Raw genomic sequence first — 26,805 nt, 5'->3', positions numbered from 1 at the left:
GTCAGCCACCCCGCGTCACAGTAAAGCCCTCGCACCAGGCCGCCTGGGCCTTGGTAGGGCGAATGTCGGACCAATCGGCCAGCTCCACCCGGCTGACACCACTGATGTGCAACTGAGCGTCGACGCCCGAGCGGGACACCTCCAATCCGAGACGACGACGCGGATTGATCCAGGCCGTCAAGCGGCGCTCACACTCGGCCAGTAACGCCTCGTTCTCCGGGCCGGTGCCAGCCATGTACACCGCCGCGTCGATGCGGTACGGCAGGATCTCCGCCGACTGAACCGTGACGCGATCCGCCACCGGGCGAACGTCGTCATCATTGAGGTACTGCCGCACCGTCTCCAGCAGCTCGGGCGGCGCCGCGCCGTCACCGTCCAGACCAAGCACCGTCACCACCACCTCGGCCGGGGCCGGGCTTTCCGCCGTGGCGTCAGCAACCAGGCCCGAGGCGTTGCGTGCGTGCAAGATGTAGCTGTTACGGGGACCTGCCGTGGTAAGCCCCTCGTAGACCAACTGCACCCGCTCGCGCAGGGCGTCGTCAGCTTCCAGCACAGCCGGCACTGGCGGAACCGCCTGCAGATCTTCGGCCTGGATGACCAGGCGCTGCAGCGACACGTTGGCGGCCAACTGATCGAGGTCGCTGCCCGAGGCGTAGGCCAGCAACAAGGCTTTGGCCGCGTCGTTGATCCGTGCGCGGTTCAGCACCTTGCGGTACGCGCCGACCTCTAGCAGCTTGGTCACCGGATCGCTCTCCAGCACCGCATCCCAGTTGTCACCCATGAAGTCGCGGAACGTCTCGAGATCGGCCTGGTACACCGACTCGTAGTCCAAGTCCTCCAGCACCTGCGGCGCTGGCAGTTGGGAAAGATCCATTGTCACGCGCTCACCTCCAGCACCGCGCTGTCACCGAGGTAATGACCGGTGACCTTCAGGCTGATTTGCCCATCGATCACCGCCACCACCAGGACGCGCTCCAGTTTCAAGCGCGGCTCCCAGCGCCCTAGGGCACGGGCCACCTCGGCCTGCACTGCACTTTTCCACCCCTCGTTGACGGGAAGGTCGACGTAGCGGCGCAGGTTGCTGCCGTACTCCGGCCGCATGCGGCGACTGCCCAAGGGCGTGGTCAGGATGTCCTCGATGGACTGCCGCAGATGTTCCTGGCCGGCCAGCGGCTGCCCCGTGCGGCGATCCATTCCGATCATGGGGAGTTACTCCTGCAGATGCTCGAAGTCGTTGCGCTTACGGAAGAATGCAACGGCGACCGTATCGTCAGCCTCGACCGTCACCCGCCGACGCTCCACGCTCACTTGCCGGCGATCCGGCAGGATCAACGTGCGCGAGGCGTACTGCTTGTCATAGAACGTGATCGGTTTTACCGGTACCGACTCGACCGCCTGCCCCGCCTCGGGGGCGTCTTGTTCTGGCTTGGCCATGCTGTGTGCTCCAGGCATAAAAAAGCCCGCGATTGCGGGCTTGGTTCAGTGTTTGTGGTTGGCCGTGTTTCCGGACGTGTCGATGATTCGGCCTCCGCCATTGATGTCGCCGGTCACCGTCAGCGGGCCGTTGATCTGTACCTGACCCTCCAGTGTGATGGTGGCCGCCTGGATGATTGCGGACGTGGTCACGGCAGTGATCGCGTCGTCAGTGAGCGTGGCCACCGTGCCGCCCACCGTGATCTCCACCGTGCCGCTGGGCAGCGTGATCTGATAGCGCTTGGCCTCCCAGTCGTACAGCAGCGACCCGCCGTCGTCGAAACGCCAGACCTCGACGTGGTCACGGTTGTCAGGCTGGCTGCCGGCATTGCCATACAGTCCCGGCACGAAGGTGCCCTGCGCGGGGTTGCCGCTGGGACTGAACAACACGCCCTGCTCGCCCAGGCTCGGCGCTCGCCAGTGGCGGGCCTTGCCAGCTCCCTGGCTGTGCCAGCGGACCCAGGCACTGGTCCAGTCGCCACCGTCCGACACCCGCACCATCGCGGCGGCGAGATCCACCGCCACAACGCGACACGGGATAATCAAGCCGGCGATCATGCGGTCATGCTCAGCAGAGGCGTAGCTCATGGCAGCACCTCGACTTCCATGTCAGCGGGCAGCTCCAGGTCAGCGGGCAGCATGCCGGGCCACGGCCATTCTTCCTGGCCGAGGTAGAGGATCTGGGTCCACTCGACGACCCAGACCACGAAGTTGTCCAGGTCGGGGCGGGTCCAATCGCGCTCGGCCCGCACGAATTGAGCGAACTCAACTGGCAGGCCCCAAGACTGCATACGCAGGAGAACCGCGATCTGAGCCGCAACGAAGGCCGCGACGTGCGTGCAGTTTTCCTCTTCTTGACCAACGATGACGCGGGCCTCGAACCGCGCATCCACTGCAACCTCGCCCGTTCCGGGGTCCTTGTCCGCATCCTCGAAGCCCACCAGCTCGAGCACCACAGCGGGTGGATCGATACACACCCGACCTTCTGGCATGGTGCCAACATAGACCAGGCCGGGTATCGCTTCCTTTATATGCCCCTCAATGGCGGCGTACACCTGACCGAGAGGAATCGGATCATCATCCATTGCCTGTTCTCCGTAAGAACTTCTGCAGCTCAAAGTTCAACTCTTGCTCCACGATCTCCAGCAACCGGGCATGGGCACGCTCGACCCAGGCCTCAAAGTGCGGCCGAACGTCATCCAGGGAGATCTTCGCCTTGGCCAGCGGGAAGCGACTGTCGTTCTCTGAGATCCAACCAGAGCTGGCACCACCGCCACCCGAGACATCACTGTCGGGATAGTCGTCAGCATCAAAGTGCTTGCTGGCCGTGCGAATCCAGATATCGGGCTTACCGCCATAAACGCGCTTGTAGAAAGCGCCCTGGTAACGCCGGCCAGCCACGGAGACACCGGAGCGGGATTGGCGAGGCCGGCCGGCCCGGCTGGCCTCGATGGGGTTGATACCGAACCAGAGCCGCCCCTGCCCATTGCTGGACACGGGGTAGGCTTTCAGGCGATCCCGCACCGCTGCGATGGCGATACGCTCCTGCCGGCCTACATCGCGGGCAATATGGGTGCGCAGCCAACGCAGCGTTTTGTTGATGGCCCTTCGCTGGGCATTTGCGACCGCCTTGGGTACCAGCTGGACGAACGACTGGAACCCTTCAACGTCCTGCGGATCGGCTCGCAGTGAGATCAACCGACCGTTTGCCGATTGCTTGTGATAGCTCCCGACAGACATGCTTTTTTCCTCAGCACCAGCGTTACAAGACCGTCTCCGCCTGGCTCGATGCCGGTGATCAGGTAGGCACCTCCACCGTCTTCTGCCGGTAGATCGATGACGACCTCCTGCTTGGTTTCAATGCCGACGTTATCAACGACACGGATGACCAGGTGCGGCTCACGCAAAGCCGTCCGGGTCTGGCCGAGCTTGGGCTGGAGCCAGAGCGCCGAGAACATGCCCGACACCTCACGGCCCTCGATCAGCGCAAGATCGCCCAGGACTTCAAACACCGTGTCGTCGACGTCGTCGATCAGATCCCGGAAGGCCATGGTCAGCGCGTCAGACGGATAATTGCGCGGGGACGGGTCACCAGGTGCAGCGGGTTCGACTGCGCCTCACCGGCTACGCCCTTCTTGAAAGGCATCATTTCCAGCTGACTGTAGTACGGCAGCCCCTCGGTGTTGACCGTGTCCATGTAGTCGGCCGGGGCAAAGCGGGTGATGCACAGGCCCGGCACCCCTTCCGGTACCAGGCGCGCTTCGTCGTCGTGCACAAACGAAACGCTGCCCACTTTGCCGCGATAGCGCTCCCAGGTGATGCCGCCGAACTCGAAGGACTCGCGGCCGTCGGCGCGGAGCGCCGAGGCATACTGGGTACCTTCGTAGGTTTTCACGACGCTTCTGTGCTCGATCAGATCGCGCCAGAAGTTCTTGCCGCAGAAGGCTCGCGCCCCCGAGGTGGTAGTCGCACCCAGCGCTTCCTCTTGCGCGTCCAAGGCGTCTACACACTTCACCCGCACTTTGGTGTCCGGGTTGGACAGCTCCATCGGGATGACGATGGCCTGCAGGCCAAAGCGGGCATACACATCGAGCAGCACCGTGCTGCCATCCGCATCCAGTACATAGCCACTCAAAGCACCCATACGGTGGAATTCGTGGGTAGCGTCCAGCTGGCGGCGCGCCTTTGCCAGCCGTTTGTTAACGACGTCCTGCACTGCCTGCAGTTCGGTTTGCTCACCAAACGCACGGATGCCCTGGATTTCATCCGCATGGATAGAGAAACGTTGCGGCAGGTGGACAGTGTTGAAGGGCAGCAGGATCCGCTTGCTGCCACCGACTACCAGCCCAGACGTGCCGCGCTCGCCTGCAGGCACCAACGCCAGGGTATCGCCGTCCTTTTCGATCTGGACGACCACCGAGTTAACGCCCTCCTCTTCAAACAGCCCAAGCTCCGCCAGCCGTCCTGGCACGAACGGCTGTTCGTTGATTGCCGCCGTAAGCGCCGGGACGGTAAACGCGTTGTCTTCGAAAATACTGATTTCAGCCATGAAGGCACTCCAGAAATACAAAGCCCCGCACAAGGCGGGGCTGGATAAAAGAAAGGGACGACGTCAGCGAACGATGATGAACTGCGCCGCCAGGGATTTTTCAGCATCGAGGTCCAGGCCGGTCAGCAAGGCCTCGCTGACTTCAGCCAAACGCACCACGGCGCGCCCTCGGCGCATCTCCTCGGAAGCACCGACCGAAGCGAACAGGATGCACTTGGCTGTCTCGCTACCGTCCTCGGCCTCCGGGTTGTAGGGCGCAAACTGGCCGGTGGCCGTGAGCTGGCCGAGCACCTGCCCCGCCACCAGGGCAGCACCAGGGGCCAGGTTGATGGCTTCGCGGGAGATCTTGCCCGCGCCCTCGGACAACAGGAATTCACCGGCATGCACCGGTTCGACGTAGGTATTGCTCATGTTCAGGCTCCTTGGCCGGGACGGGGTTGGATGACCTGCCGACGGGCAGACCAGATGCTACTGGGATTGGGCGCTTTCGCCTGGACCTTCTCCGGTGCGTCATCGGCCGGAGGCAGGCTATTGTCGATCTCGAAGCCCTTGCCACCGCCGACCAGCTTGTCGAACAGACGCGCCCGTACTGCGGTTGCGTCCAGGCCGGCCCGGACGTAATCGGCGGTCATCTCGGGCAAGCGGGCAGCGACACAAAGATCCCGCACCGCCTTGGCGCGGGTCAGCGCTTCCTGCACGGTGGCTTCGTCCGCCAGCTTGGTCGAGGCGATCAGCGGCTCGACCAGGTTGCTGATGCCGGCCTGGGCGCAGGCCGAAGTGATCATCAAGGCCAAGGCCGCAGAGTCACTTGCGGTCGGCGTCGGGGCGGCAGGCTTGACCTCAGGCTCAGGGACAACGGGCGCGTCCGGTTCCTCCCTGCTGGCCTTTAGCTGATCCAGCAGCGCCTGCGGGGTATTCCGATAGCGCGCCATGGTAGAGCCTTGCCCCAGGCAGGCCTGGACCTTCACGTCAGTGCTGACCTCATCGGCCAACCCCAACGCCAAGGCCTCCGAGGCCGTGAGCCAGCTTTCATCGTTGACCAGGCGGCGCAACTCCGCGTCATCGATGTTCGGCGCCTTGGCCTTGTAGGCCGCGACCATGGCCTCGAAGGCCTTATCGAGAACATCCGCCACCCGACGCAGATCCTCGGCATCACCGCCCACCCAGGTGTACGGGTTGTGGATCATAAGAAAGGCGCTCGAGGCCATGATCACACGGTGGGCGCCGCAGACCGCCACGCTGCCCGCACTGGCGGCCAGGCCATCGACACGACCGGTGCAACGCTCGCCCAAGCGCCTCAGCGCGTTGTGGATGGCAAGGCCCTCGAACAGGTCGCCGCCGTTGGTGTTGAAGGCCACCACGACCGGCGACACTCCATCGTCCACTGCCTTGAGATCCTGGAGGAACTGATTGGCCGTGATGCCCCAGGCTCCAATCTCGCCGTAGACATAGACCTCGATGACCTTCGAGTCGGCATCCCCTTCCTGCGCCGCAGCGGTGATCGAATACCAATGCCCATCCTCGACTGGCAGGAGGGCCTTGGCCTTGTTGAAGATGCGGAACGGCATCAACGGTTTCATGTTTTCCCCTTCTGTTCGGAGTCATCAGGCTCGTCATCAATCGCTGACAAGCCGCTGTATTGGAGGCCCAAGGCATGCGCCCGAGCGATGTCGGCGGCGTTCTCTTCGTCGACGATCTCCGCGTCGGTACCCGAGCGCAGGCACATCTCGCTGCGGGAGGTGAACCCCGCTGCGACTTCGAGCATGCGCGCCTGCACGTCCTGCACCGGCTGGATGTAGGCCCAGCCCTGCGGCACCCACCGCGTCCGCAGGTACTGGCGGCGGTTTAGGGTGTAGTCGACTATGTCCAGCGCCCCGGCCAGGAATGCCATGTCCATCCAGGCCGCCCGCACCGGGCGACACAATTGATGGACATAGACAGAGAACTGCAGCTGCTCCAGGCGGCGCCGGAACTCGTTCAGCACCACCCGGATAACACGGTCATTCACCCCGCGCATGTCGCCGGTCATCAGCTCGTAAGGCAGACCCGCACCAGCGGCGGCAGCCATTAGCTGCTGCCGCATGAAGTCGGGGTAGTTGTTGCCGCCGTCAGGCGGGTCGGAGAACTCCACCTGCTCGCCCGGCCCCAGCTCCTGCATCGTGCCGGGCTCGAGAGCCACCATGGGGGTGAAGGCATCGCGGTCATGCACGATGGCTCCGCCTGTGATCATGTCCAGGGGCGGACCACCTCCCGCTTCCGGCGCAGGCTTACGAACGAAGCCGGCGAACAGGTTGGCCACCTCCTGTCGGAACAGCACCGCGTCGTCATAGTTGTCCAGGCTGCGCAGGCGCTTGAGGATCGGCGCCAACCGGGGCACCCCGCGCAACTGGCCGGGCTCCAGCGGCTCGAAGATGTGCAGCATCTGCTCAGCCGGAACCCGCACAAGCGGGTTATACCCTGCGTTGAGCGAAGCCCTGTCGCTGGGATGGTTGCGGTAGCACCAGTAAGCCACCCGGCGCCCGATGCTGTTGAACTCGATACCGGCCCGGATCGTGTTGCCGGAGCGCGTCACCTCGAACTTGTCGTGTGGCACGAATTCAGGCGCCAGACACTGCAGTTGCAGTGGAACCGCAAGGCCGTCCTCCAGCCGGCGTGGCCGCAAGCGCACGAAACATTCACCGGACTGCTCAACCGTGCGTGCCACCAGAGCCTGCTGACCGTAGAAGTCGGTACGCTCGTCGGCGTCCGACTCGTCCACCCAGTCCTCCCACAGCTCCTGCATGGCTTTGCGCAGGTCCTTGTCCAGCAACCGTGGCTGCGGCGTGATGCCAGTACCGATTAGATTGCTGACCCGCTTGTCGATGATGTTGGCCGCATACGGGTCATTGCGTACCGCTGCCCGCGACCGCGAGCGCAGATTGCGCAAAGCCGGCATGATCAGGCTATTCGGCCCAGTGTCTGGCGCATCCCAACCCGAGGAGCGCCGCCCTTCGGCGGCGCCCTCATAGCTGGCCTTGATCCGCTCGGGCACCAGAAGCCCCGAACGCGTGGAGATATAGCGGCCGCTCACAGCCCCTTACCTCCATGGTGGAGCCGGACCACACGGGAGCGCGGGCCAGCCGCCTGGGCCAGCTCGGTGCGGATCTGATCGCGGACCTTCATGAGCTCGTCCACTGAGCGATATTCGACGGTGCGGTCGCTGTAGCGAACGATTCGTTCGCCACGCGCAATCGCACGCTCGACAGCAGCGAGTTGTGCCGGGGTGTATGCCATGTCAGCGTCTCTTCAGATAGCCGCTGCTGGAGCTGCGGCGTTGCATTGGTTGAGGTGCCGGGCGAGGTGCCAGGCGAGGCGACGACGGAGGGGCCGGTGGAGCGGGTCGAGCCGGGGGCGGTGCCGCTGACACGGGTTCGTCGTCGGCGTCATCGTCATCATCTTCGTGCTCGATGACCGGTGGCTTCGTGGGCGGGGGCTCATCAAACAGACTCGCCTGGGCCAGCGCCTGGCGCAGCTTGTCCCAGTCCTGTTCGCCGTAGCGATGCAGGCCGAGGTAGTTGGCCATGGCCAGGTTGTACACCATGAGGTCGAGCGCCTCGTTACGGTCGGCCTTACCCTTGACCCACTCGATCCGCTTGTACCCTTTCACATAGCGGGCGATCTTGCGTTCGGCCACGCACTGCTGAAAGAACTCGTCCGGCAGATCCTTCGGGAAGTGCAGCGCACCCGGCCCGGATTCGAAGCTATAACGGTTGTAGATCCAATCCTTGGCGGTATCGGTACCCACCATCCACAGCTCGGCGCCGTTGCGTTCGGTCTGGCCTTTCCAGGTGACATCCACCAGGGAGGGCCGCTGGGCTATGACCGGTTTGCCCGGCTTGCTCGCCCCCTTCAGCGCAAAGATGTTGCGCCAACGGCGGACACGGGTGAACTGGTAGACCTCATGGGTATGGTGACCACCGGAGTCGATACCGACAGCCAGAATGCCCAAGTTCACGCCGCAGGGATGGCGGTACCGAACCTTCAATCGCTCGTCCAGCAGATCCCACGTGCGCTGATCAGCCGGGTCACCTGGGATCACCTGGTGATCGATGACCCACCGCTCCATGCCAGCACCGTAACCCAGGGTCATCAACTCCAGGCGATTGGCCTGAACGTCGACCGCGCCGGTGATCACCAGCACACCGACAGGCACGGTACCGAGGACATAATCCTCCTGCAGCGCTCGCGCCTGCAGCACCTCGGCCTTGGTCTGCTCGACCGCGCTGTCCCACACCTTCGCCAAGCGGGTGTTGTAAAACACCTGCATGGGCTCAAGGTCGCCTCGATCCTGGGCGCGCTTGGCCTTCTCGAATTGCTTGGCCAGATCAGCCCATGAGGTCCAGCCGAGCGGGGCGTATAGAGCATTGAGGTGGAAACCAACTGTTTCACCGTCGCCCTTCGCGTGCGAGCGCCATTCACCCTTGGCGAGCATTTCGCCCTTGTTATGCTCCTCGATCAGCACATCGCAATCAGGGGACGAACACTTGTAGTGGACGGTCTGGAAGTCCTCGGAGTACAGCAGACGCTCCCACTCCAGCACCTGCATATGACCGCAGGCTGGACAGGGCACGTAGTAGTGTCGCTGGTCGCTTGTCTCGAACAGATCAGCGATCCGAGAGGCCCCCTTGATGGTGGGCGAGCTGGAGAAGTAAAACTTCGCGTTGCGCCCAAAGGTACTGCCCCGCGTCTCTGCCAGATCGATGGGGTCGCCCTCTTCATCGACGTCTACGTCCCACCGGTCGACCTCATCACCGTAAATGAATCGCGCAGCCAGCTCTGCCAGGTTGGAGGCCGAACCGGCCGTGGTCGCATATAGCGTGCCGCCCTCGAACTCTTTGGTATCGATGGTGTTTTGGGCACTCCGTGACCGGGCGGCCGCCACGCGGGACTTCAGCTCAGGAGTGACGTTGATGGTTTTACCGATCCTCGCAGACACCCGCTTGGCCAAGGCCAAGCTCGGCAGCAAGGTCAGGATATTGGAGGGAGACATATGGATCAGAGCCCCAATCCAATTCAGGGCAATCTGAGTTTTCATGAGCTGCGAGGCGACCATGGTGATGACGCGCTTGCAGGGGTGCGCTGGTGACAGGCAGCGCATGGGTTCACGGGCATACGGCGTACGGTCGGTGCGGTACTTGCCGGGCTCGGCGGCGCCAGTGTCACGCGGGATCCGCATGTACTCATCCGCCCACTCATCGACCCAGAGCTCCGGGTCGGGCATCAGCCCTCTGCAATACGCTTCACGGTACGCCTTAGCACCGTCTGCGTATCCGGTAGGCATAGGTTCAGCTCGGTTTCATGGCTCTTTCGAGGTCAGCGTCGTTCATCTTCGCGGCGTCCATGAAGACGCGCCGGAAGGTGTCGGTAAGGTGTTTTTCGATATCCCAGGGGTCGGTCATGCCTGCCAATTCGGCAGCTAGTTGGGGGGCGAGTCCGAACACCTGGTCTCGAAGCGTCCGCCCAGCAACGAACGCAGCTTCTTCAACAGCCTTCCGATCAACCAGGCTGCCTTGAAGCTTGTAGAAGTTCGCCTCTTCCTGCTGGGCCAGAAAGTACTCGCGGTGCGCTTTGGATTTCTGGAAGCTTCTCTCAGCACCCGAGAGCAAGAGCGACTGCGCTACCGAAGGTGTTTTGTCGGTGATTTCAGGGCCTGTAGAGGGGTCTCGCTCACGCTCAGTACGCTTTGCCTCGTGCCGTGCCGCGATGGGAGCCTTACTTGGATCGGCAGACTCATCCAACAGTGCTTCAGTTGCGACCACGTCGATTTTCCCGTCATCCGTCAGGACCAGCCTCCCCTGTTGATCTAGCTTCGTGACGTAGGATTTCGACCAGCCGCGTCGGGCTGCGAATTCAGTTTTGGTCAGAAAATGCATGTTCATCTTGCCAGTTCACCCAATGAATCCAGGGGGTTAACCAGTTCACCTCAGTTCACTAAGCTGGTGAACTGTCCGCTAACAAAGAACCGCGGGTTTCCCGCCCCGTGTTTCGCGAGAATACCCAGGGTCCCCTGCCCCCGCCAAAGCTATTGAAGCGACGGGGCCGCTTTAATACCTTCACTTTCGACCCCGCCTTGGTAAAACTCAACGTATCGATCTCGGGCATCTCCAAGAACCGCTACAAAATGCTCATCAAAGAAACCACGAGTAAACAACCTCATACCGGGAACAATGGGCTCAGGAAATTCGAACGTACGCTGCATCATCTCTGAAAAATCCTCACAGACGAGTAGGGTCATGAAAGCAATCATTCCAAGCGCCGGCATCAAAGGTACTAAATCGTTTTTCACCTTATCTGACTCGCGCCAAACTTTCACATCACCGAATGGCTTAAAGTTCAGATTCACAAGATAACCACTCTCACCAGAGAAAATAGTTTGAACCTGAGAGCCATTATGAACAATGTTATCTCTAAACTTTCTGATCTGAAGAAAAAAATCGGCATGCCTGAGATAGAAGTCAGCCCAAGGCTCTGGCAAACCAAACCGAGACTGCAACTCCTCTTTCGTGGTCAAACGATCCTTGTACCAAACCATTTCGCGAAATGAGTTACGAAGGTTTTTTTTCTCTGGAAGGTAATCAACATAAATAGTCAATTTGTTCCACAGCTTGCAAGCTATCTCTTGAAATAGATCAATCATGCTCCGACAGACGGAGAAAAAATACTCGACCTCCGTTACCACCATTCGCGAATCGCCGACACCAAGTACATCCTTAGTTTTATGAATATGGGAAATCTTAGCCAAACTCGCTGATAGATTACATAAATCATCATGCAAGCCGAGAAATGGCTTACTGACTTCTTCATAACTCGCTTTCTGAGCTATAAAATCCATAAAATGCAAATACACATCAGTTTCTTGCTGGGCGGCGTCACCAAAATAACACCCCTCTGCTGGCCAGCCATAGGTTTCGACAAAGCGCCCGTCACCCAAGGAAAGCCAAATCCTCCACTCGCCTTCTTTAAAGAAATTTAGCGAACTGCAAAATTTCCCACCTGCTTGGGACAGGTTGAGGAATGGAATGTCGTTCAGTGTGCCTATCGAGCCTTTGGTCATATTGTTCACTGACTTCGTTGGTCTGAAGTCTGAAATTTAATAGGACAGACATGGTGCGATCAATCTCAGATGGAGCCAGTTTGAGAGTTCCAGCACCCGTGTAGGGGGCGGGCCAGGGGGAGGACCCATAAAATCCGCAGCACTGCCCCCCACCCCCTGCCGGTCACTGACCCGGCTCGCCACTGCGCGGCGGCATCTCGCAGACGCCCAGGCGCTTGGCGGCCCAGCGTTCGTACAAGCCGATGGCGACATCGGCACCGGCCATCGCGGTCAAGCAACCGATCCCGCCTGCCGTCCAGATCGACATGCCTGCCGAGTAGAACAACATGATTGTGGACAAGCCACACACCACGCAGGCCCCCGACCGCAGGGCAATTCGGCGGAGCAAAGGCCAGCCCCGCACACCAGCCTTGTCGGCACGCCACATCTCGCCGGACACCCCGCCGACCAGGGACAGTACGATCACCATCCAGATCGGTGCCTCGGCCAACGCTTGTTGTTCGCTGTTCATCGAATCCCCCAAATGCAAAAACCCCGGCGCCAGGGCCGGGGTTTTCAGTGTTTGGCGGGCTGCTTTGTGCGCCCGCACGTCTCGAAGATGGGTACTTTTTACAGGTCCAGTTTCCTGGCAGCAAGCGAGTTTTAATGCCACCCGGCAATAAGGGGTAAACGCCTGGGGAATGTCTGGCAAATGTCGGGGGAATACACCACCCCGGCTTAGCTTCACTTTGGCGCTGCCCCATAGGTCTCAAAGGGGGTGGTGACGGTGGGACTTATGGAGCCCTTGAAAATCAAGGGCTGTCCCACTGTCTAACTATTTTTAACCCTTTCCCGTGTAAAGAGAGAGATTAAAACCACGCTGCGCGCAATGCGCGCGTAACGCGCTGCATGCGCCTACGTGCGCGCTTTCGTGTGAGCGGTGGGACGGTGGGACAGCCCGCGAGCTGCGCGAGCTGGAGCTGGGCTGACCTGCAAAAAATGCGGCAGGACCACAGCGGGACGGTAGGACCAAAGGTGGCGGATCATGCAGCCTTCTTCCCTCTCAACACCCCCTGAATAGCCACATGGGCCTGATGCAGGCGCTCATAGTACGTCTTTCTGCTGCACCTGCAATAAGCCATTTTCTGCTCGAGCAGGCTGTCATGGTTGCAGTAGTGTTCATGGACAATGACGTACAACTGGGGCTCCAGGTGCTTGTTCACGATGATCTCAATATCGGCAGACTCATCGAGCAGCACCCGACTTCCTCTAGTGCCTCGGATCAGGTCGCCCTGACAGTCCATGAGGAGGCCGAGCATGCTACCACCACCCGAACCGCCGAAACGCTCGCATGACGTGTGGAGCTCTTGCGCCCACAGCTTCAGCATCTCATCGATATGCTTGATCAAAAGCAGTCCTCCTTCGGCACTGGCGGCTGCTGCTCCAGGGCGCTGGTGCGCCCCCAGCCCTCGGGCTTCTGGTATGCCCAGGGGCGCTTGCCGCTCTTCGGCAGCGCGGCGAGCCGCCGACGCCGCCAACCCAGGCGGTGCATGATCGACCCCACACGCATCTGCTCGGGCTTGCCCCAGTGGCCAGGATCTAGGTTGAGCGCCTGACCCAGCACCTCACTGCCGGTAACCGTCTCACCGACCTGCGATTTCTCCAGCCAGTCAAGGATCGGCCCTTCCCATTCATCCACCACGAAGCGCTCCTCCTGCTCCTTGGTGAACAGTTCCTCTTCCTCACGGGTGACCCACCAAATGTCACCGGCCTGATAGCAGAACATAGCCTCGGCCCACAGCTGGTCACGGACTCGGCGCAACGCCTCCAGATCGACCTTGACGCAGGCGACCGGCCAATAACGCCGGTTACCGGTGGCGTCTTTTAGGTATTCGTCTTGGTTGGTGGTGCCCGCGAAAACACACTGGCGTGGCACGTCGCTCGTTCTTCGCCCATAGCTTTCGCGGTAGGTGTCGATTGAAGCCGAGAAGAACTGCTTGGCCTTGGTGCTCTCAGCCTTGTTGAAACTGTCCAGTTCGCCGAGCTCGACGATCCACTTGCCTCGGATCGCCTGGAACGCGTCCTTGTCGCCCAAGGTGAACGGCGTGTCCATGAACCATTCGCCGCCGAGGATGCCCAGGGCTGTCGACTTACCTGCGCCCTGCGCGCCCTCAAGAATCATCACCGCATCCGCCTTGCAGCCGGGCTTCATCACACGGGCCACCGCCGAGATCATCCAGCGCTTGCCAACCTTGGCGCTGTATTCGTTCCGAGGGACGCCGAATATCTCATGCAGCCAGCGCTCCAGGCGCGGCACACGATCCCACTCGAGCTTGGCCAGGTAGGTGCAGACCGGATGGAAGGCGTTGTCATGCGCAACGACGCTGACCGCTTCGACGACGTGGGAGGCTTTCACGCGCAGACCCTGCTGGGCCAGCCACTTCATCACACGCATGTCGTCGATGTCGCTCCACTCTCCCGGCACGCCTCCATAGGGCGCCGCACGGAGGCGCATGATCTTCGAGCTGAAGGCGTTGTAGCCGATCACCCCACTCCACCGCTCATCGTTGGCCAGGATCAGCTCGACGTTCTGCATGTGCGCGATGAGGGCGCCGTTTTCGGTCCTGGCCAGCATGTCTTTCCAGCCCCCCGTGGCCGGGGGCTTGATCACCGCCGTGACCTGCCGACGCACCGCCTCGAGGCCTTCGGCGCAGTGCAGGTCGTTGAAGTCGGTCCACTTGTCCTCGCGGTCGCCGGAGAAGATCGGACCGACAACTTGGCCGCCGACCACCACCGCCGCATTGTTGGCCTTTTCCTCGCCGGGATTCCAGGGCTCGCCCGTGGGCCGCTTGGTCTTCCAGTCGTCATCGCGGCAGATGATGATGGACCGACCCGGGAAGCGCTCGCGCATGTGCTTGGCGACCGCCATCAGGTTGCCCGCGTCGAAGGCGATGGCCACCGCCTGGGAAGTCGCCATGTGCAGGCTAGCGCCGGTGGCGTAGCCCTCACACACCAGCACCGGCTCGCCAGGCTCAGGGTGGCCACCGATCATGTGGAACGCGCCCTCCTTCGCCATGCCATGCGGCCAGTAGGACTTGTCGCGCCCGGTGTCCGCCTGGGCCTCCGGGTAGATCACCTGCAGGCCGACGATGACGTTCTGTGCATTCTGCATCGGGACGAGAACCGCGCCCGTCTTCGGTGCATAGCGAACGCCGAAGCCGACCACTTGCTTGCGGTCGAGGTAGGCGCTCCGGCCCTTCTCAGGCATGCGCTTGAACAACGCTTCCGCACGTGAGGCCGCACGACGGGCCGCATTGGCAGCGATCTCCGCTGCCCGCCGCTTGGCGTCGGCCTGCCGGGCGCGCATCACTTCACGCTCGTCCGGGGTCAGCCCGCGACCGTCGGTCTTGACCTTCTGCGTTTCGCCGAGACGCCAGTCACCGAAGCTGCCGAAGATCAGGGTTTGCCCCTTCTCGGTCATATGCTCATGCAGGACATACCAGCCGTTCTTTTCCTTACCCTTGTCATCCTGGGTGCGGCAGCGGGTCAGTTTGCCGAAGATCAGGGGCTGATCGGGCTGCAGACCGTAGTCGTGCAGCTGGTCGAGTACCTTATCGAGCATACTGCGCCCTCCGATCCTCATGGAGGGTCTGGCAGGCCCCACACCGCACACAGCCACGGGCCGCTACCCGGCGCGACTCCGGGATTGGGTCGTCACAATCGATGCAGTCCATGCGGGATTCGCGCACGGGCGCTGCCACTCGAGCGGCAAGCGCCTCCTCCAGGCGCTGCTGAACAACGTCATTCGCCATATCTGCGATATCAGCCACGACGCGCCCCCCGAGTGGTCTGGTTGACGTATTCGGCGCGGCGATACATGCCGAGCAAGCCCTGTATACCGCGAAACACCTGCTGCTGAATCTCCGCGAGCTCCTGATCGTCGACCTTGCCGTCGCCGATGCTGCGCGCCCAGGTTTCAGACAGGTTGGCGACCTGGCGGAAGAACTCCGCGAGGCCCATGGTCAATGTTTCGGGCACGTCTTGGCTGTAGGCGCCCGAGAGCTCTTGCCAGATGGTGTCGCCGACCAAGGCATGCACCGAGTCGAGGATCCGCGGATCCTTGGTCAGCTCGAGGATCTCGCCGAACTCTTGGACGTTGACGATGTGGGTCGGATGGGTGGGAGACAGCTTGTGCTGGAGGGTAGTGGCGTTGCGGCCGGTGGTGGCAGCGATGGCGGCAGCACCACCCGGATAGTCACGTACAGCGTGGTAAAGCGCGAGTTCGAGCGGCAGCACTTCGCGCTTCGCGCGCTCGAGGCAGCTCATTGCAGTTCGGCTCATGGCATTAATCCTTTTAGGTTGCCAGTGCCAGCGGCGTGTCGTGGTGATACATTTGCCGCGTGGCATGAGTAGGCCATACGCCGGTTAAACCTCCAAAGGGATACCGGCACCAAGCCGGGGTGTCGATCCGTCGACTACCCCTGGCAAAACTGCCGCCTGATCTGTGGTGGAGATGGCGGCCTCCAGGCTTCCTGCCTGGTGTCCGCACCGAAAGGAAGCGATTGCATGTGGTGTGCTCGCTTCTCGTTGGTACGGCCCTGCAGCATTGTGGTGATGCTATGGGGGGAGAGATGGGCGGTCGAAGACCGCCTGTATCTTCTCAAGTCACATGGCTTTTGCGAGAGCCAGCCTCTAGAAGCCAGTCTTCCTCAAAGTGGTTTCCCAGTTTTCTTGCAGCTTCTGCGAGACTTCGCGCGTAACGTGTTTCACCTGTGTATTCCGTACGAGGTAGCGCTCCAAGCAAGCGCCATTTGTTTAGCGCTTGAGTACTTCGGCCACAAACTTTTGCAGCAACCCCGATGCCACCTGCCGCCTCAAATGCGTAGGCGATTGCATTTGAGAAGTGATCAGGCCTAAGCACCATTTTTCGCTCCATTATCAACCGTCAGTTGATGTTACTAATCAACTGACTATTGCGCAAGCCTTGTGTGAAGCTCAACCTATGGTTGACAAAAATGATCTACGTAGAGCGTTCACCGCTCGCTTACATGAGGCTCTGAACGACGCGAATGTCCGGATTCGGGGCAGAGGTGTGGATGTCGCTGCGCGGTTGAAAAGGATGGGAGTCGCGAAGACACCTCAAGCGGTCAGCAAATGGCTGAACGCTGAAGCGATACCCGAAGCTATTAGCTTGGACGCACTTTCAAGTTGGCTGGGTGTCAGACGTGAATGGCTTGAATATGGAGTGCAGCCTAAAAGCATAAACTCCAGTTCAGTACTGAACAATATTTCAGATGTCCAGCACCGCTACCATAAGGTTCCTTTAATTTCGTGGGTCAAGGCTGGCGCCTGGTGCGAGGTGATCAATAATTTTGAACCTCACCATGCGGATACATGGCTATCGTGTCCGGTTCCTATTAGTCGAAGCGGGTATGCATTAAAGGTGCATGGAGATTCCATGACCAACCCAGGTCCAGGTCGTAGCTACCCTGCAGGCTGTATAATCTTTGTAGACCCTGAAATTGAAGCAAAAACAGGTGATCGTGTTATCGCTCGATTAACAAGCACAAACGAAGCCACATTCAAAGTTCTTGTAGCCGATGCCGGACGTAAATTTCTTCGCCCCATCAATCCGCAATACCCGATTATAGAAATCACTGAAGAAACTCATATTTGCGGAACCGTTGTGGGCGCTTTTATTCCTGAATAAATTATAATAAATCAATATACTTACTCATTAAGACTTCCCGCAGATTTTGAGCAGCATTAATGTAAGTCTCAATGTATTCTTGAGGGTTAAAAACTGCACCATGCACTAATGCGTTCCTAAAAATATTCACATCATGGAACCAGTCAAAAACTTCTTGTTCAATGACGTCACTATCTTTGAGCATACGCATACATATTTTAGGATCCGGCACCACATTTTTCCCATCGATCGCAAAACCGATCTTAGATAGTTTGAAAATATCAACTATCAACTCAAGAACCGAGTTCCACAGCGCAAGAAAGTCGGCATTCTGTTGACTAACCGTCCCTACGACACTCTCTGCTACTTCTTCTTTCTGTACGTCAGAGACATGCAGCTGATCGATACCAGCGATAGCCTCATCAAGCTTTTCCTTAACCTCAGCCGATACTTTAATTATTTCGTCGAACTCATCTTGGCTCAGGAAATTATTGTGCGCGACAATACAACGTAAGTCGTATAGCTTGCGCCACCGGGCATCCAAGTAATCGCTATTACAATTAACGAGCGGGACAAAGTATCGCTCCCAATTTGATTGGGGGATCATCTCCTTCAGCTCACTGAAGTCAACATCATTGATGCTATTAGCTTTTGAAAGCTTTGCTAAGAGCTTATCTGAGTTCGCTGTAGAGTATTTCTTGAACAAGAAATTAGCAAGCTGGATAAAGTCGGCATCGTAAATTATAGTCTGCTGACTTTTCTTCACTTTCACAGAATCGGAAACTTCTTTAGGCACTGCACTGCTAACCCATGAAGCACCAATACTAATAATCATAAACTTAGTAATAAGTTTACGCATTAAATTTTCAAGCTCATGAATAACTGGGTAAGCCTTTGCGCAGAGCTCGCTACTTATATCATCCCAAATAACTTCAGGGTTTTTTACACTAACCTTTTGCAAAATCGTGCGCACAAGACGGAGAAACTTCTTATAGTCAGATAGATTTTCTTTTTTACTAGTAAATTTCACATGAAAATACACCTGGCCACTATCTGACACCCCTCCTTTTTGAACGGAATAGTCAAAAGTTGAGTCCAGATATTTGACTTTATCTGGCAGTGTTTGAATGCTGCCATAAGCCTGAAGAAGGGAGTTGAAGGCTTCAACAGTGCTACAGAAATCCTCTTTGGTCTCAATGATGGCGAGGTACTCGGTTCTGTAGGCCTTCATCAGGGCTCCTTGGTTTGAGGCGCAGGGGCCACAAATGATGCCAAAATGCCAGCCATGACGCCACGCCCCATCAACGGCTTGACTAATATCAACCGTCAGTTGATATTTATCTCACTCTTCCACCACAGAGTGAGGCAACACCATGCACACCACAGCATCACTGCACGTCCATCCGGCCGCAGCTACCGCCGATCTCATCTTCGAGATCCGCCGTTTAGCTCTAAAACATGGCTGCGCGTTTGTCACCACCAAACGAGCACCATCTGTTTCTGCATTCCGCCAAGTCTCTCCGAGCACCGGAGGGCACGCAGCATGAGCTATGCACTCAGCCAAAACTCCTTTGCCTGCCTCAAGGCGCAGACCAATATGTCCGGGCAGTTCACCCACATCCTCCGCGACGAGGCGAACGGTACCTGTGCCAAGGCCACCCTGCAGACCGAGGTCTATCTCGACCAGCTCACCGTGACGATCCGCATGGGCTCCACGGTTAACAGCCTGACCGTGCCCGCGAACAACCTCGGCAGCGCAAGAAAGATCGCGGCACACCTCGAGGCCATCGCCAACGGCAAGCTGGATACCGCTGACATGCCACCGGCCGAGCCCGTGCTCGCCAACGTAGCGTAGGAAGTAGTCATGGAACGCACCCTTGCACAGACCGCGAAGTATTTCGGCATCAGCCGCACCGAACTGATCAGCCGGATGCGCGAGCACGACCTACTCACCGAGGGGAACCTGCCCCGCTACCCCACCCGTGACCGCGAGTACCTGCGGACCAAAGAGGGTAGCTGGTACCACCCCACAGCCGGCATGCAGTACAGCCAGTCGACCCGCGTGAAGCAGGCCGGGGTTCCTTGGCTGGCCGAACGCCTCGCGCTGCAGCTTCCGACACCACCGGAAGACAAGCGTTATGCGGCCTAGGCAGTACGCGGCCCAGATCCTCCAGCTCAAGACCCGTGCGGAGCGCAACGAAGCGCTCCTGCAGGTCCCAGAAGAATGGCGCGACCTGGTACGCAAACACTGCGAAATTACCTGGAACCATCCGTCACGCCACAAGCTCAGGGAGAGCCCGAAGCCTGATGAGCACTACCGACCAACTCGCGCTGCGCCTTCCGCACGCACCTGATGCAACCACCGTGGAGCTGCTGTACCGCACCTTTGGCGATGTGCTCATCCCACTCGAAAAGGTGCGCGTGCAGTACTTCCGCAACCTCAACGAAGACACATTTGCCGAGCAATTGAAGGTCGGCCGGATCTGCTTGCCAGTCACCACGCTGGACAACAGCCAGAAGGCCTTGAAGTTCGCCCATATCCGCCATGTTGCCGCCCTGATCGACAGCAGGGCCTACCTGGCGGACGAGAAGCAGTCCCGCCCAACCGAGCAAGACAAGTAGCACCACCACCAGCAAGAGCCGCCACCACCGGCCCGCACACCACAAGGAGTAAGAACCATGACAACTCAACAGGTCGTCGCCCTCTTCGTCATCTGCCTGTTCATCATCGGGCTGTTTGCCTACGCCTATTTCCTGGGCAAAAAAGCAGGTCGTGCCAACCACCCAACCGGCTTGCTTTTCGATTCCCCGCCGCGCGCAGGACATAGCCGCCCCACTTCGGTATCGCTGCAGATCTCTGCATCGGAGGGAAGCGGGCACGATATGACGCAGGCGATCCGCGATGCCATTCCCGCTTCGCTCCGCGAGGTTTCCAGCATCGACGCGCAGAAAACAAAGAGTCTCTGCTGCGAAGCAGCAGGCATTATTCATCCCCTCAGCAGCCCCGCCGAGGCGCTGATACCCCACGACAAGCTGCGCGAGGCAGCGCCCGTTGATGCAACGCTAATCGCTAAAAATCGCCCGCACGCGCAGCCTGCCGAGGGGTATACGCACCCTTCCGCCGTCAGCTGCATCGTCGCCGCGATGGACGCGACACTGACAGATCAGGCCGGGACCTACGCCACCTCGGAACAGATGGCACAGGCGATTGAAGCCGCCCTACAGCAAGCCGGGTTCCTGAGCCCAACCGACGACTCCTGGCAGGTCGTCCGCGCCCGCCTGGACGAATCGCTGGTCGACCGCGAGGCAGAACAGCGCAAACACCACCACACCGTCGCCAACCTCAAGCGCACCATCACCGAGCTCGAGGAGCGGATCATGTCCTACACCGGCCTGGCGGTGACCAAGTCTGACTATGCCCTCCTGATGGAAACCTCCAGAACGCTGAGGGTGGCCGAGCAGACCATGAAAGCGCTGAAGTCTCAGGTGGCAAACCAGGCTGCCGAGCAAGCCGCTGGCGTCCAGGCGATCGCCAAGCGCGTCCACGCCCAACTACGCAGCACCGCAACCACTACCGCACGCACGGAGGTGGCGGCGTGAGCACGCACAAACATCGCTGGCGCACCGCCGATCCATACGATGGTGGCTTGCACTACTGCCAGAAGTGCGACCGATGGGCTCAAGGCGATCGCCCCGAAGCCAATGACTGCCCAGTATCTGACGCAGAACACAGCGCCGTCGCTTGGCTCGGCCAGGCCGGGCTGTACCGCACCCGGCTTGAAGGCGCGCAGAATGGTGAGCAGTGCCTGCAGCCTATATGCATGGACCAATTATTCCAGTCCGCCCGCAGCGCCGTCCTCCTGCAGATATCGGAGTGCCACCAGAGCAGATCGCGAGGTGCGCCTCATGACTGAGCGCATCCGCCCCCCCTGGCCTCTCAAAGCCTCGACCTGCCCGCCATATGCGATATCTGCGGTAAAGGCAGATCGACCCGACGACACGCGAAATGCAGCCAGATTCGGCAGCAGCGCGAGAATGGCAAATGGGCAGCGTACATGGCCAATGTGACCGCGAAACGAGCAATGGGGAAGCGCGCATGAATACAGCTTTCATGCTAATGGCACAGTACAACGCGAGAGCAATCATCCCGCTAGAGGAGGTATGTAATGACTATTTCACCCACCTTACCCCTGACATGTTTCAACGCAAAGTGCTAGCCGGCCAGATCAAGCTGCCTATCACCCGACTTGAGCCAAGCCAGAAGAGCGCCCGAGGCATTCATATTGCTGACCTGGCTCTCTATTTGGATCAGCAGCGGGATGCTGCGCGAAAAGAGTGTGCGCAGTTGAACAAGTCGCTTCGGGGCGCCTAAGTGCAAGAACACACCTCGCCAGGTCAGTTTCTCTCGCACGCACTGATCGTCGGTATACATTCGACACCGCCAGCTGCAATGGTAACGATGGCCGCCTACAAAGAGCGGCTATCTCCACATAGCAGCGGTTCAGGGAGAGCGACTTACAACAAGTCGACCAATCCAGCCCGGGCTGTTAGTCGCGAATAACCACTTTTATACTGAAACCCAATAAACTTCAAATCAAGCTAAGGCAAATCATCTAACACGAGCGCGCCGGGAGCTGCAGCAGCATCCTTCAAATCTTTAAGTCGAACATTGTCAATATCTTGCATCCGCCCGGAAATATTGTAATCCCAAATACTTCTGGCAGACTCCTCTGAGATTCTTTTGTTATCACGGAAATAGACAACGTCGCGGCGACCAAGCCGATCTTCATACTCCACCCTGCTCACAGTGATAATTTTAGCAAAGTAATAATCTAGAGTATTTGACTGCGAGTTATTATGATCAACAACCTCTTGGTACAAACTGGAAAATTTTTGCAAATTTTTATGCCCAACCTTAGAGGAAAGCTCTCCAACAACATTGTTTGTAGTGAACTGAACAAAATAGTACCCATTGACCGGCAATAAAACGAACGGACGTTGCAGGTTAGAGCCTTCAATCACAACGAATGTCTTGGTCTGCCAGTCAAGATTGGTAAGTGGCGCGCCATTGTTTGATAAAAACAGCTCCTCTTCAGAATATTTATGTGTTTCGTTATCCATACGAGCACGCGAGCCAATTGAAAGGTGCGGGAGCGCAGAAACTTCCGTAGCCGCTAAGATCTTGTCATTAAGGTTCAAGGCTGAGTACGACACGGCAAGCGAAGCACTTCCGATCAACAAGGATGCAGTGATCTCAAAAAAAATCTTATTTTTTTCCAGAGACCTACGAAATCGCGCAAATTTATTTATGGACATTATACCTTCCAATAACGGGCCAACTATTTCCGGCCCAAATACTATGAGATCAAAACAGCAAACCAACAACGCAAGCAGACCACTGCTGCAAATCCACTCCAGAGATATGGCAACAGGTGCTCAGTAGCATACGAAGTTTTGATCCAGAGCTTAATAATAGAGAGCCATACACACAGACAAATCAGCCAGTACGGACAGTCGCGGTCAACCTGGTAAGTTGCAGTGGTTGCGACTCCACCGTCCTCCCCATCTGTTACTACACAATAAGCATGAGTAACCAGGACATCTTTCATACCTCTGATGTACCTGCGCTTCTCGGATGGATCAGTGAAGCGCTTGTACTCTGAGGTTTCAATTACGCACTTGCTCACTCCATTCTTTAAAACAGAATGGATAGTTCCCTTGCCACGCTCAAGCACCTCTTTTTCAATTGAGTGCCTATTAAGCCAAAGCATGGTGTTTCGCATATAACCGGCATAATAGCTCTTGTATTCTTTCAAGCCGGAATATGATACATCCGGCTGTTGCTGATAAAACCTCAACAATAAATAGGCGTTAATTGCAAAGGCGATGATCCAGATGTGCTCGGTATTCCTTCTGAACTCAATTTGGGTGCCTAACACAGAAACGGCTTTCAGGTCCGCCCCAAAAAACCATAGAGCAATGAGCAGGGACGAGAATGCAAGCAGCCACCCGCGTGCTTTTGGGAAAGAGCCTTCATCGAAATCAGAACTCACAGAAAAACTCCAGACAGGTGCCTAATTATCGCAGTTAGCTTTACGTCTGCCGGGGGCAATCAAGCCGAATGCTGGAGAGCTTACGACTGGTCAAGGCGAATACAAAGTGGCAACCAATTTTGTACATTACCCAGCCGACTACTCAGCCCGGGCGCCGAGTTTAACCGGCGCTTGGATGATCTTATCTAGCCACGCCCACCCCTTGTATCGATCCCCTCGCCCACGCAAATGGGTATAACGGCGAAGCGAGTTCCAATCGCGATGTCCGGATACGCTCGACACCCTCGGTATATCCCAGTCCATTTCAAACAACCGGCTCACCCCTTCGTGGCGCAAGTCATGAAAGTGCAGATCCTCGATGCCGGTCAACTTGCACGCCTTGGACCAAGCCGTCCCGATTGAGTCCGTATTGTAAGGGAAGATCTCGGCACAGTCCCGAGGCATACTCTGCACAATAATCCAGGCCTCATCGGGCAAGTAACACCACACATCGTTCCCGAGCTTCTGACCAGGGTTTTTCATATCCCGGACTTTTATGGCCTGCTGATGCTCGTCCAGATCCTCCCAACGGATGCGTGTTATCTCGTCCATCCGCCGCGTGGAATAAATCGCAAACGCAACCACCTTGGGCATGTGAATTACGCTGGGGCGCCGCTGCAGCATGTCGAAGAAATGCTTCATCACCTTATCTAATTCTTCCAATGCTGGCCGCCGGTCTCGCTCCCGACTCCGCATGTTGTAGCCGAACTTCTTCAGCACAAGCCGTGCATCAGGCATTGCCTGCGGATTGATCTCATACCCCCATGCTGCTCTGGCCAATGACAATACAGAGCCTAGGTGCGCTAGGTCATTGCCCGCCGTCTGGGGCTTGATCCCTCCCCCTTCGGGACTCATCCGCCAAAGGGCATAGTCCACCAGCAGCTGTTGGCTGATATCAGAATCCAGCTTCTCACCCAGGTAGCTGTTCTTGATGGCATTCAACGTGCGCCGCTTCGTCTCGCCCAGCGGCCGGGCTTTCTCGGCCTCGACCAGGTAGCGGTCGATCATCTGCTTGATCGTGTGCCCTAACCGACTCGCTCGCTCGATTGCACCAGGCTCTGCCAACTCGGTTTCCCGTCGCTTCGCCCAGGCCACCGCTGCCTGTTTGCGGGCGAACGTCTGGCTCTCTTGGTAAACTGTCACCTTATCGCGGTTGATGCGGATCTGAGCTGTGTAGCTGGTGGTGCCGTCGGCCTTCTTGCGGGGTCTGATGGTTGCCATGAGAGTTGGTACACGTCCTGATTCGATTGGTACATTGTACCAAGCGCTTGGTAAAAATGCCCCGAAACCCCCGAAAATCGGTACAAAACACGTTGAACGAAATGACTGTAAAAACAGGCTCTAAGCCAGAAACCATGCGCCCTGAGCCCTCCCGCCGCTTCAGCGTTGCACCGATGATGGACTGGACCGATCGCCATTGCCGGTTCTTCCTGCGCCTGCTCTCCAAGCACGCCCTGCTCTACACCGAAATGGTTACCACCGGTGCGCTGCTGCACAACGATGCCCATCGCTTCCTGCGCCATGACGACACAGAGCATCCGCTGGCCTTGCAGCTGGGCGGCAGTGTGCCGGCGGAGCTGGCGGCGTGCGCGCGGCTGGCCGAGGATGCCGGCTACGATGAGGTGAACCTCAACGTCGGCTGCCCGAGCGACCGGGTGCAGAACAACATGATCGGTGCCTGCCTGATGGGGCATCCGGCGCTGGTGGCCGATTGCGTCAAGGCCATGCGCGATGCGGTGGCTATTCCGGTCACGGTCAAGCACCGCATCGGCATCAATGGCCGTGACAGCTACGCCGAACTGTGCGATTTCGTGGGTCAGGTGCGTGACGCGGGTTGCCGCAGCTTCACCGTGCATGCGCGTATCGCCATCCTCGAAGGCCTGTCGCCCAAGGAGAACCGCGAAATTCCGCCGCTGCGCTATGACGTGGCTGCGCGACTGAAGGCCGATTTTCCGGATCTGGAGCTGGTGCTCAATGGCGGTATCAAGACGTTGGAAGAATGCCATGCGCACCTGCAGACCTTCGACGGCGTGATGCTGGGCCGCGAGGCCTACCACAACCCCTACCTACTGGCCGAAGTGGACCAGCAGCTGTTCGGCAGCACCGCCCCGGTGGTCAGCCGCAGCGAGGCGCTGGAGAAGCTGCGCCCGTACATCGTCGCGCATCTGCAAAGCGGCGGCGCCATGCATCACATCACCCGCCATATCCTCGGCCTGGGCCAGGGTTTCCCTGGCGCCCGACGCTTCCGCCAACTGCTGTCGGCGGACATCCACAAAGCCCCGGAGCCCCTGGCGATCTTCGACCAGGCCGCCGAGCTGCTGCAAGGCCGCTGAGGGAACCCCCGGCACGCTTTCGACTCGAACCTTCATTCCCTCGCCCGACCTGCCCCGCCGGCCCTTGAGTGGCCGTCGGGGCTCGGGTAATGTCGAGTCATTGCACAGGACAGAGCACGCCCATGACCTCCAAGCTGGAACAACTCAAGCAGTTCACCACCGTGGTCGCCGACACCGGGGACCTGGACGCCATCACCCGCCTCAAGCCGGTCGACGCCACCACCAACCCATCGCTGCTGCTCAAGGCCGCGGCGATCCCGGGTTACGCGGACCTGCTCAAGCAGGTCAAGAGCGATGCCAAGGGCAATGTGGACCTGGCCTGCGACAAGTTTGCCGTGGCCGTGGGCGCGGGCATCCTCAAGGCCATTCCCGGGCGTATCTCCACCGAGGTCGACGCCCGCCTGTCGTTCGACGAACCCGCGCTGCTGGCCAAGGCCCGCCAACTGATCGGCCTGTACGAGCAGGCTGGCGTGCCGCGTGATCGCGTGCTGATCAAGCTGGCCTCCACCTGGGAGGGTATCCGCGCCGCCGAGAAGCTGGAAAAAGAAGGCATCCAGACCAACCTGACCCTGTTGTTCTCCTTCGCCCAGGCCCAGGCCTGCGCCGATGCCGGGGTGTTCCTGATTTCGCCGTTCGTGGGCCGCATCTACGACTGGTACAAGAAAAGCACCGGCAAGGAGTATGTCGGCGCCGAAGACCCAGGCGTGCAGTCGGTGACGCGGATCTACAACTACTACAAGGCCAACGGCTACGACACGGTGGTGATGGGCGCAAGCTTCCGCAACATCGGCCAGATCGAGCAACTGGCCGGCTGCGACCGCCTGACCATCAGCCCCGAATTGCTGCAGCAACTGAGCGATGACCAAGGCCAACTACCGCGAATCCTCAAGCCAGGCAACGCCGGCGAGGCCAAACAGCATCTGAGCGAAAGCCAGTTCCGCTGGGCGATGAACGAAGACGCCATGGGCACCGAGAAACTGGCCGAAGGCATCCGACAGTTCGCCCGTGATCAGGAGAAGCTGGAAGCGTTGATGGCTGAAAAAGCCTGATACACATTTTGGTTGCCCTACGGGCGGGAGATGCCGAGCATTTTCCGC

General features: G+C 58.9%; 32 protein-coding genes. 8 read left to right on the top strand and 24 right to left on the bottom strand.

Annotated features, from left to right (window positions below; translation table 11 throughout):
* Position 1: 1 nt before the first annotated feature.
* The 20 genes from BLS27_RS07620 to BLS27_RS07525 all read right to left on the bottom strand — a co-directional run bounded on the left by BLS27_RS07620 (position 2) and on the right by BLS27_RS07525 (position 15,935).
* On the bottom strand, positions 2 to 874 hold the full coding sequence (locus BLS27_RS07620; RefSeq protein WP_090343955.1) for a baseplate J/gp47 family protein: 873 nt from the start codon (positions 872 to 874) through the stop codon (positions 2 to 4).
* Positions 875 to 876: 2 nt separating this feature from the next.
* The gene (locus BLS27_RS07615; protein WP_090343953.1) at positions 877 to 1,203 is read right to left on the bottom strand and encodes a GPW/gp25 family protein; all 327 of its coding nucleotides are present in this window, start codon (positions 1,201 to 1,203) and stop codon (positions 877 to 879) included.
* Between the two features lie 6 nt (positions 1,204 to 1,209).
* On the bottom strand, positions 1,210 to 1,434 hold the full coding sequence (locus BLS27_RS07610) for a hypothetical protein (RefSeq protein ID WP_090343951.1): 225 nt from the start codon (positions 1,432 to 1,434) through the stop codon (positions 1,210 to 1,212).
* A gap of 45 nt (positions 1,435 to 1,479) precedes the next feature.
* A complete protein-coding gene (locus tag BLS27_RS07605; RefSeq protein WP_090343949.1) occupies positions 1,480 to 2,061 on the bottom strand; it encodes a phage baseplate assembly protein V in 582 nt (193 codons plus the stop codon).
* Complete coding sequence (locus BLS27_RS07600; RefSeq protein ID WP_090343948.1) at positions 2,058 to 2,558, bottom strand: hypothetical protein; 501 nt, start codon at positions 2,556 to 2,558, stop codon at positions 2,058 to 2,060. Before BLS27_RS07600 ends, BLS27_RS07605 begins: the two co-directional genes overlap by 4 nt.
* Positions 2,551 to 3,213: a hypothetical protein gene (locus BLS27_RS07595; protein WP_090343946.1), complete on the bottom strand. Its 663-nt coding sequence runs from the start codon at positions 3,211 to 3,213 to the stop codon at positions 2,551 to 2,553. Before BLS27_RS07595 ends, BLS27_RS07600 begins: the two co-directional genes overlap by 8 nt.
* The gene (locus BLS27_RS07590) at positions 3,168 to 3,524 is read right to left on the bottom strand and encodes a head-tail joining protein (RefSeq protein WP_090343944.1); all 357 of its coding nucleotides are present in this window, start codon (positions 3,522 to 3,524) and stop codon (positions 3,168 to 3,170) included. The genes BLS27_RS07595 and BLS27_RS07590 overlap by 46 nt, the downstream gene beginning before the upstream one ends.
* Positions 3,525 to 3,526: 2 nt before the next feature.
* Positions 3,527 to 4,522 carry a major capsid protein gene (locus tag BLS27_RS07585; protein ID WP_090343942.1) on the bottom strand — a complete coding sequence of 332 codons (996 nt, stop codon included), beginning with the start codon at positions 4,520 to 4,522 and terminating at the stop codon, positions 3,527 to 3,529.
* Positions 4,523 to 4,585: 63 nt separating this feature from the next.
* Positions 4,586 to 4,933 carry a head decoration protein gene (locus tag BLS27_RS07580; RefSeq protein ID WP_090343940.1) on the bottom strand — a complete coding sequence of 116 codons (348 nt, stop codon included), beginning with the start codon at positions 4,931 to 4,933 and terminating at the stop codon, positions 4,586 to 4,588.
* A gap of 2 nt (positions 4,934 to 4,935) precedes the next feature.
* Positions 4,936 to 6,102 carry a head maturation protease, ClpP-related gene (locus BLS27_RS07575; RefSeq protein WP_090343938.1) on the bottom strand — a complete coding sequence of 389 codons (1,167 nt, stop codon included), beginning with the start codon at positions 6,100 to 6,102 and terminating at the stop codon, positions 4,936 to 4,938.
* Entirely contained in the window at positions 6,099 to 7,592 is a 1,494-nt protein-coding gene (locus tag BLS27_RS07570; protein WP_090343936.1) for a phage portal protein, read from the bottom strand. Before BLS27_RS07570 ends, BLS27_RS07575 begins: the two co-directional genes overlap by 4 nt.
* Entirely contained in the window at positions 7,589 to 7,795 is a 207-nt protein-coding gene (locus tag BLS27_RS07565; RefSeq protein WP_090343934.1) for a phage head-tail joining protein, read from the bottom strand. Before BLS27_RS07565 ends, BLS27_RS07570 begins: the two co-directional genes overlap by 4 nt.
* Position 7,796: 1 nt before the next feature.
* Complete coding sequence (locus BLS27_RS07560; protein WP_090343932.1) at positions 7,797 to 9,842, bottom strand: phage terminase large subunit family protein; 2,046 nt, start codon at positions 9,840 to 9,842, stop codon at positions 7,797 to 7,799.
* A gap of 4 nt (positions 9,843 to 9,846) precedes the next feature.
* Positions 9,847 to 10,434, bottom strand: coding sequence for a terminase small subunit (locus BLS27_RS07555; RefSeq protein WP_090344050.1), 588 nt, complete (start codon positions 10,432 to 10,434; stop codon positions 9,847 to 9,849).
* Positions 10,435 to 10,583: 149 nt separating this feature from the next.
* On the bottom strand, positions 10,584 to 11,624 hold the full coding sequence (locus BLS27_RS23610) for a hypothetical protein (protein WP_139205744.1): 1,041 nt from the start codon (positions 11,622 to 11,624) through the stop codon (positions 10,584 to 10,586).
* Positions 11,625 to 11,778: 154 nt separating this feature from the next.
* Positions 11,779 to 12,126 (bottom strand): phage holin family protein, encoded by a 348-nt coding sequence (locus BLS27_RS07545; protein ID WP_090344048.1) that lies wholly within the window; start codon positions 12,124 to 12,126, stop codon positions 11,779 to 11,781.
* Between the two features lie 511 nt (positions 12,127 to 12,637).
* A complete protein-coding gene (locus tag BLS27_RS07540) occupies positions 12,638 to 13,003 on the bottom strand; it encodes a PA0613 family protein (protein ID WP_090343929.1) in 366 nt (121 codons plus the stop codon).
* The gene (locus BLS27_RS07535; protein ID WP_090343926.1) at positions 13,000 to 15,216 is read right to left on the bottom strand and encodes a virulence-associated E family protein; all 2,217 of its coding nucleotides are present in this window, start codon (positions 15,214 to 15,216) and stop codon (positions 13,000 to 13,002) included. Before BLS27_RS07535 ends, BLS27_RS07540 begins: the two co-directional genes overlap by 4 nt.
* Positions 15,206 to 15,328: a TraR/DksA C4-type zinc finger protein gene (locus BLS27_RS24185; RefSeq protein ID WP_425262098.1), complete on the bottom strand. Its 123-nt coding sequence runs from the start codon at positions 15,326 to 15,328 to the stop codon at positions 15,206 to 15,208. The genes BLS27_RS07535 and BLS27_RS24185 overlap by 11 nt, the downstream gene beginning before the upstream one ends.
* Positions 15,329 to 15,416: 88 nt before the next feature.
* Positions 15,417 to 15,935, bottom strand: coding sequence for a phage regulatory CII family protein (locus BLS27_RS07525; protein ID WP_090343922.1), 519 nt, complete (start codon positions 15,933 to 15,935; stop codon positions 15,417 to 15,419).
* Between the two features lie 661 nt (positions 15,936 to 16,596).
* Here BLS27_RS07525 and BLS27_RS07515 point away from each other — a divergent pair.
* On the top strand, positions 16,597 to 17,304 hold the full coding sequence (locus tag BLS27_RS07515) for a LexA family protein (RefSeq protein ID WP_090343920.1): 708 nt from the start codon (positions 16,597 to 16,599) through the stop codon (positions 17,302 to 17,304).
* Position 17,305: 1 nt separating this feature from the next.
* On the opposite strand, the gene BLS27_RS07510 is transcribed toward BLS27_RS07515, so the two are convergent.
* On the bottom strand, positions 17,306 to 18,514 hold the full coding sequence (locus BLS27_RS07510) for a HEPN domain-containing protein (protein WP_090343918.1): 1,209 nt from the start codon (positions 18,512 to 18,514) through the stop codon (positions 17,306 to 17,308).
* A 312-nt stretch (positions 18,515 to 18,826) separates the two neighbouring features.
* Here BLS27_RS07510 and BLS27_RS07505 point away from each other — a divergent pair, with 312 nt between their 5' ends.
* The 5 genes from BLS27_RS07505 to BLS27_RS07475 all read left to right on the top strand — a co-directional run bounded on the left by BLS27_RS07505 (position 18,827) and on the right by BLS27_RS07475 (position 21,655).
* Entirely contained in the window at positions 18,827 to 19,138 is a 312-nt protein-coding gene (locus BLS27_RS07505; protein ID WP_090343916.1) for a hypothetical protein, read from the top strand.
* A gap of 9 nt (positions 19,139 to 19,147) precedes the next feature.
* Positions 19,148 to 19,432 carry a phage antirepressor KilAC domain-containing protein gene (locus BLS27_RS07500; protein ID WP_090343915.1) on the top strand — a complete coding sequence of 95 codons (285 nt, stop codon included), beginning with the start codon at positions 19,148 to 19,150 and terminating at the stop codon, positions 19,430 to 19,432.
* A gap of 158 nt (positions 19,433 to 19,590) precedes the next feature.
* A complete protein-coding gene (locus tag BLS27_RS07490; protein WP_090343911.1) occupies positions 19,591 to 19,905 on the top strand; it encodes a pyocin activator PrtN family protein in 315 nt (104 codons plus the stop codon).
* Positions 19,906 to 19,962: 57 nt separating this feature from the next.
* Positions 19,963 to 20,883 carry a hypothetical protein gene (locus BLS27_RS23890; RefSeq protein ID WP_208599406.1) on the top strand — a complete coding sequence of 307 codons (921 nt, stop codon included), beginning with the start codon at positions 19,963 to 19,965 and terminating at the stop codon, positions 20,881 to 20,883.
* A gap of 496 nt (positions 20,884 to 21,379) precedes the next feature.
* Positions 21,380 to 21,655 carry a pyocin activator PrtN family protein gene (locus tag BLS27_RS07475; RefSeq protein WP_090343909.1) on the top strand — a complete coding sequence of 92 codons (276 nt, stop codon included), beginning with the start codon at positions 21,380 to 21,382 and terminating at the stop codon, positions 21,653 to 21,655.
* A 227-nt stretch (positions 21,656 to 21,882) separates the two neighbouring features.
* Here BLS27_RS07475 and BLS27_RS07470 read toward each other — a convergent pair whose 3' ends face one another.
* The 3 genes from BLS27_RS07470 to BLS27_RS07460 form a co-directional block, all read right to left on the bottom strand.
* Positions 21,883 to 22,599 (bottom strand): hypothetical protein, encoded by a 717-nt coding sequence (locus tag BLS27_RS07470; protein ID WP_090343907.1) that lies wholly within the window; start codon positions 22,597 to 22,599, stop codon positions 21,883 to 21,885.
* A gap of 41 nt (positions 22,600 to 22,640) precedes the next feature.
* Positions 22,641 to 23,336, bottom strand: a complete 696-nt coding sequence (locus BLS27_RS07465) for a hypothetical protein (RefSeq protein ID WP_090343905.1) — start codon at positions 23,334 to 23,336, stop codon at positions 22,641 to 22,643.
* 138 nt (positions 23,337 to 23,474) lie between these two features.
* Positions 23,475 to 24,596, bottom strand: coding sequence for a tyrosine-type recombinase/integrase (locus tag BLS27_RS07460; protein WP_090343902.1), 1,122 nt, complete (start codon positions 24,594 to 24,596; stop codon positions 23,475 to 23,477).
* Positions 24,597 to 24,730: 134 nt separating this feature from the next.
* Between BLS27_RS07460 and dusA the strand changes: the two genes are divergently transcribed.
* Together dusA and tal are read left to right on the top strand one after the other, a co-directional pair.
* On the top strand, positions 24,731 to 25,708 hold the full coding sequence (dusA, locus tag BLS27_RS07455) for a tRNA dihydrouridine(20/20a) synthase DusA (RefSeq protein ID WP_167358071.1): 978 nt from the start codon (positions 24,731 to 24,733) through the stop codon (positions 25,706 to 25,708).
* Positions 25,709 to 25,830: 122 nt separating this feature from the next.
* Positions 25,831 to 26,757: a transaldolase gene (tal, locus tag BLS27_RS07450; RefSeq protein ID WP_090343898.1), complete on the top strand. Its 927-nt coding sequence runs from the start codon at positions 25,831 to 25,833 to the stop codon at positions 26,755 to 26,757.
* Positions 26,758 to 26,805 lie beyond the last annotated feature (48 nt).

Source organism: Pseudomonas guariconensis, assembly GCF_900102675.1.
Lineage (GTDB): Bacteria > Pseudomonadota > Gammaproteobacteria > Pseudomonadales > Pseudomonadaceae > Aquipseudomonas > Aquipseudomonas guariconensis.
Note: the sequence above shows the minus strand (reverse complement) of the source record. Positions and strands in the feature narration are given on the sequence as shown.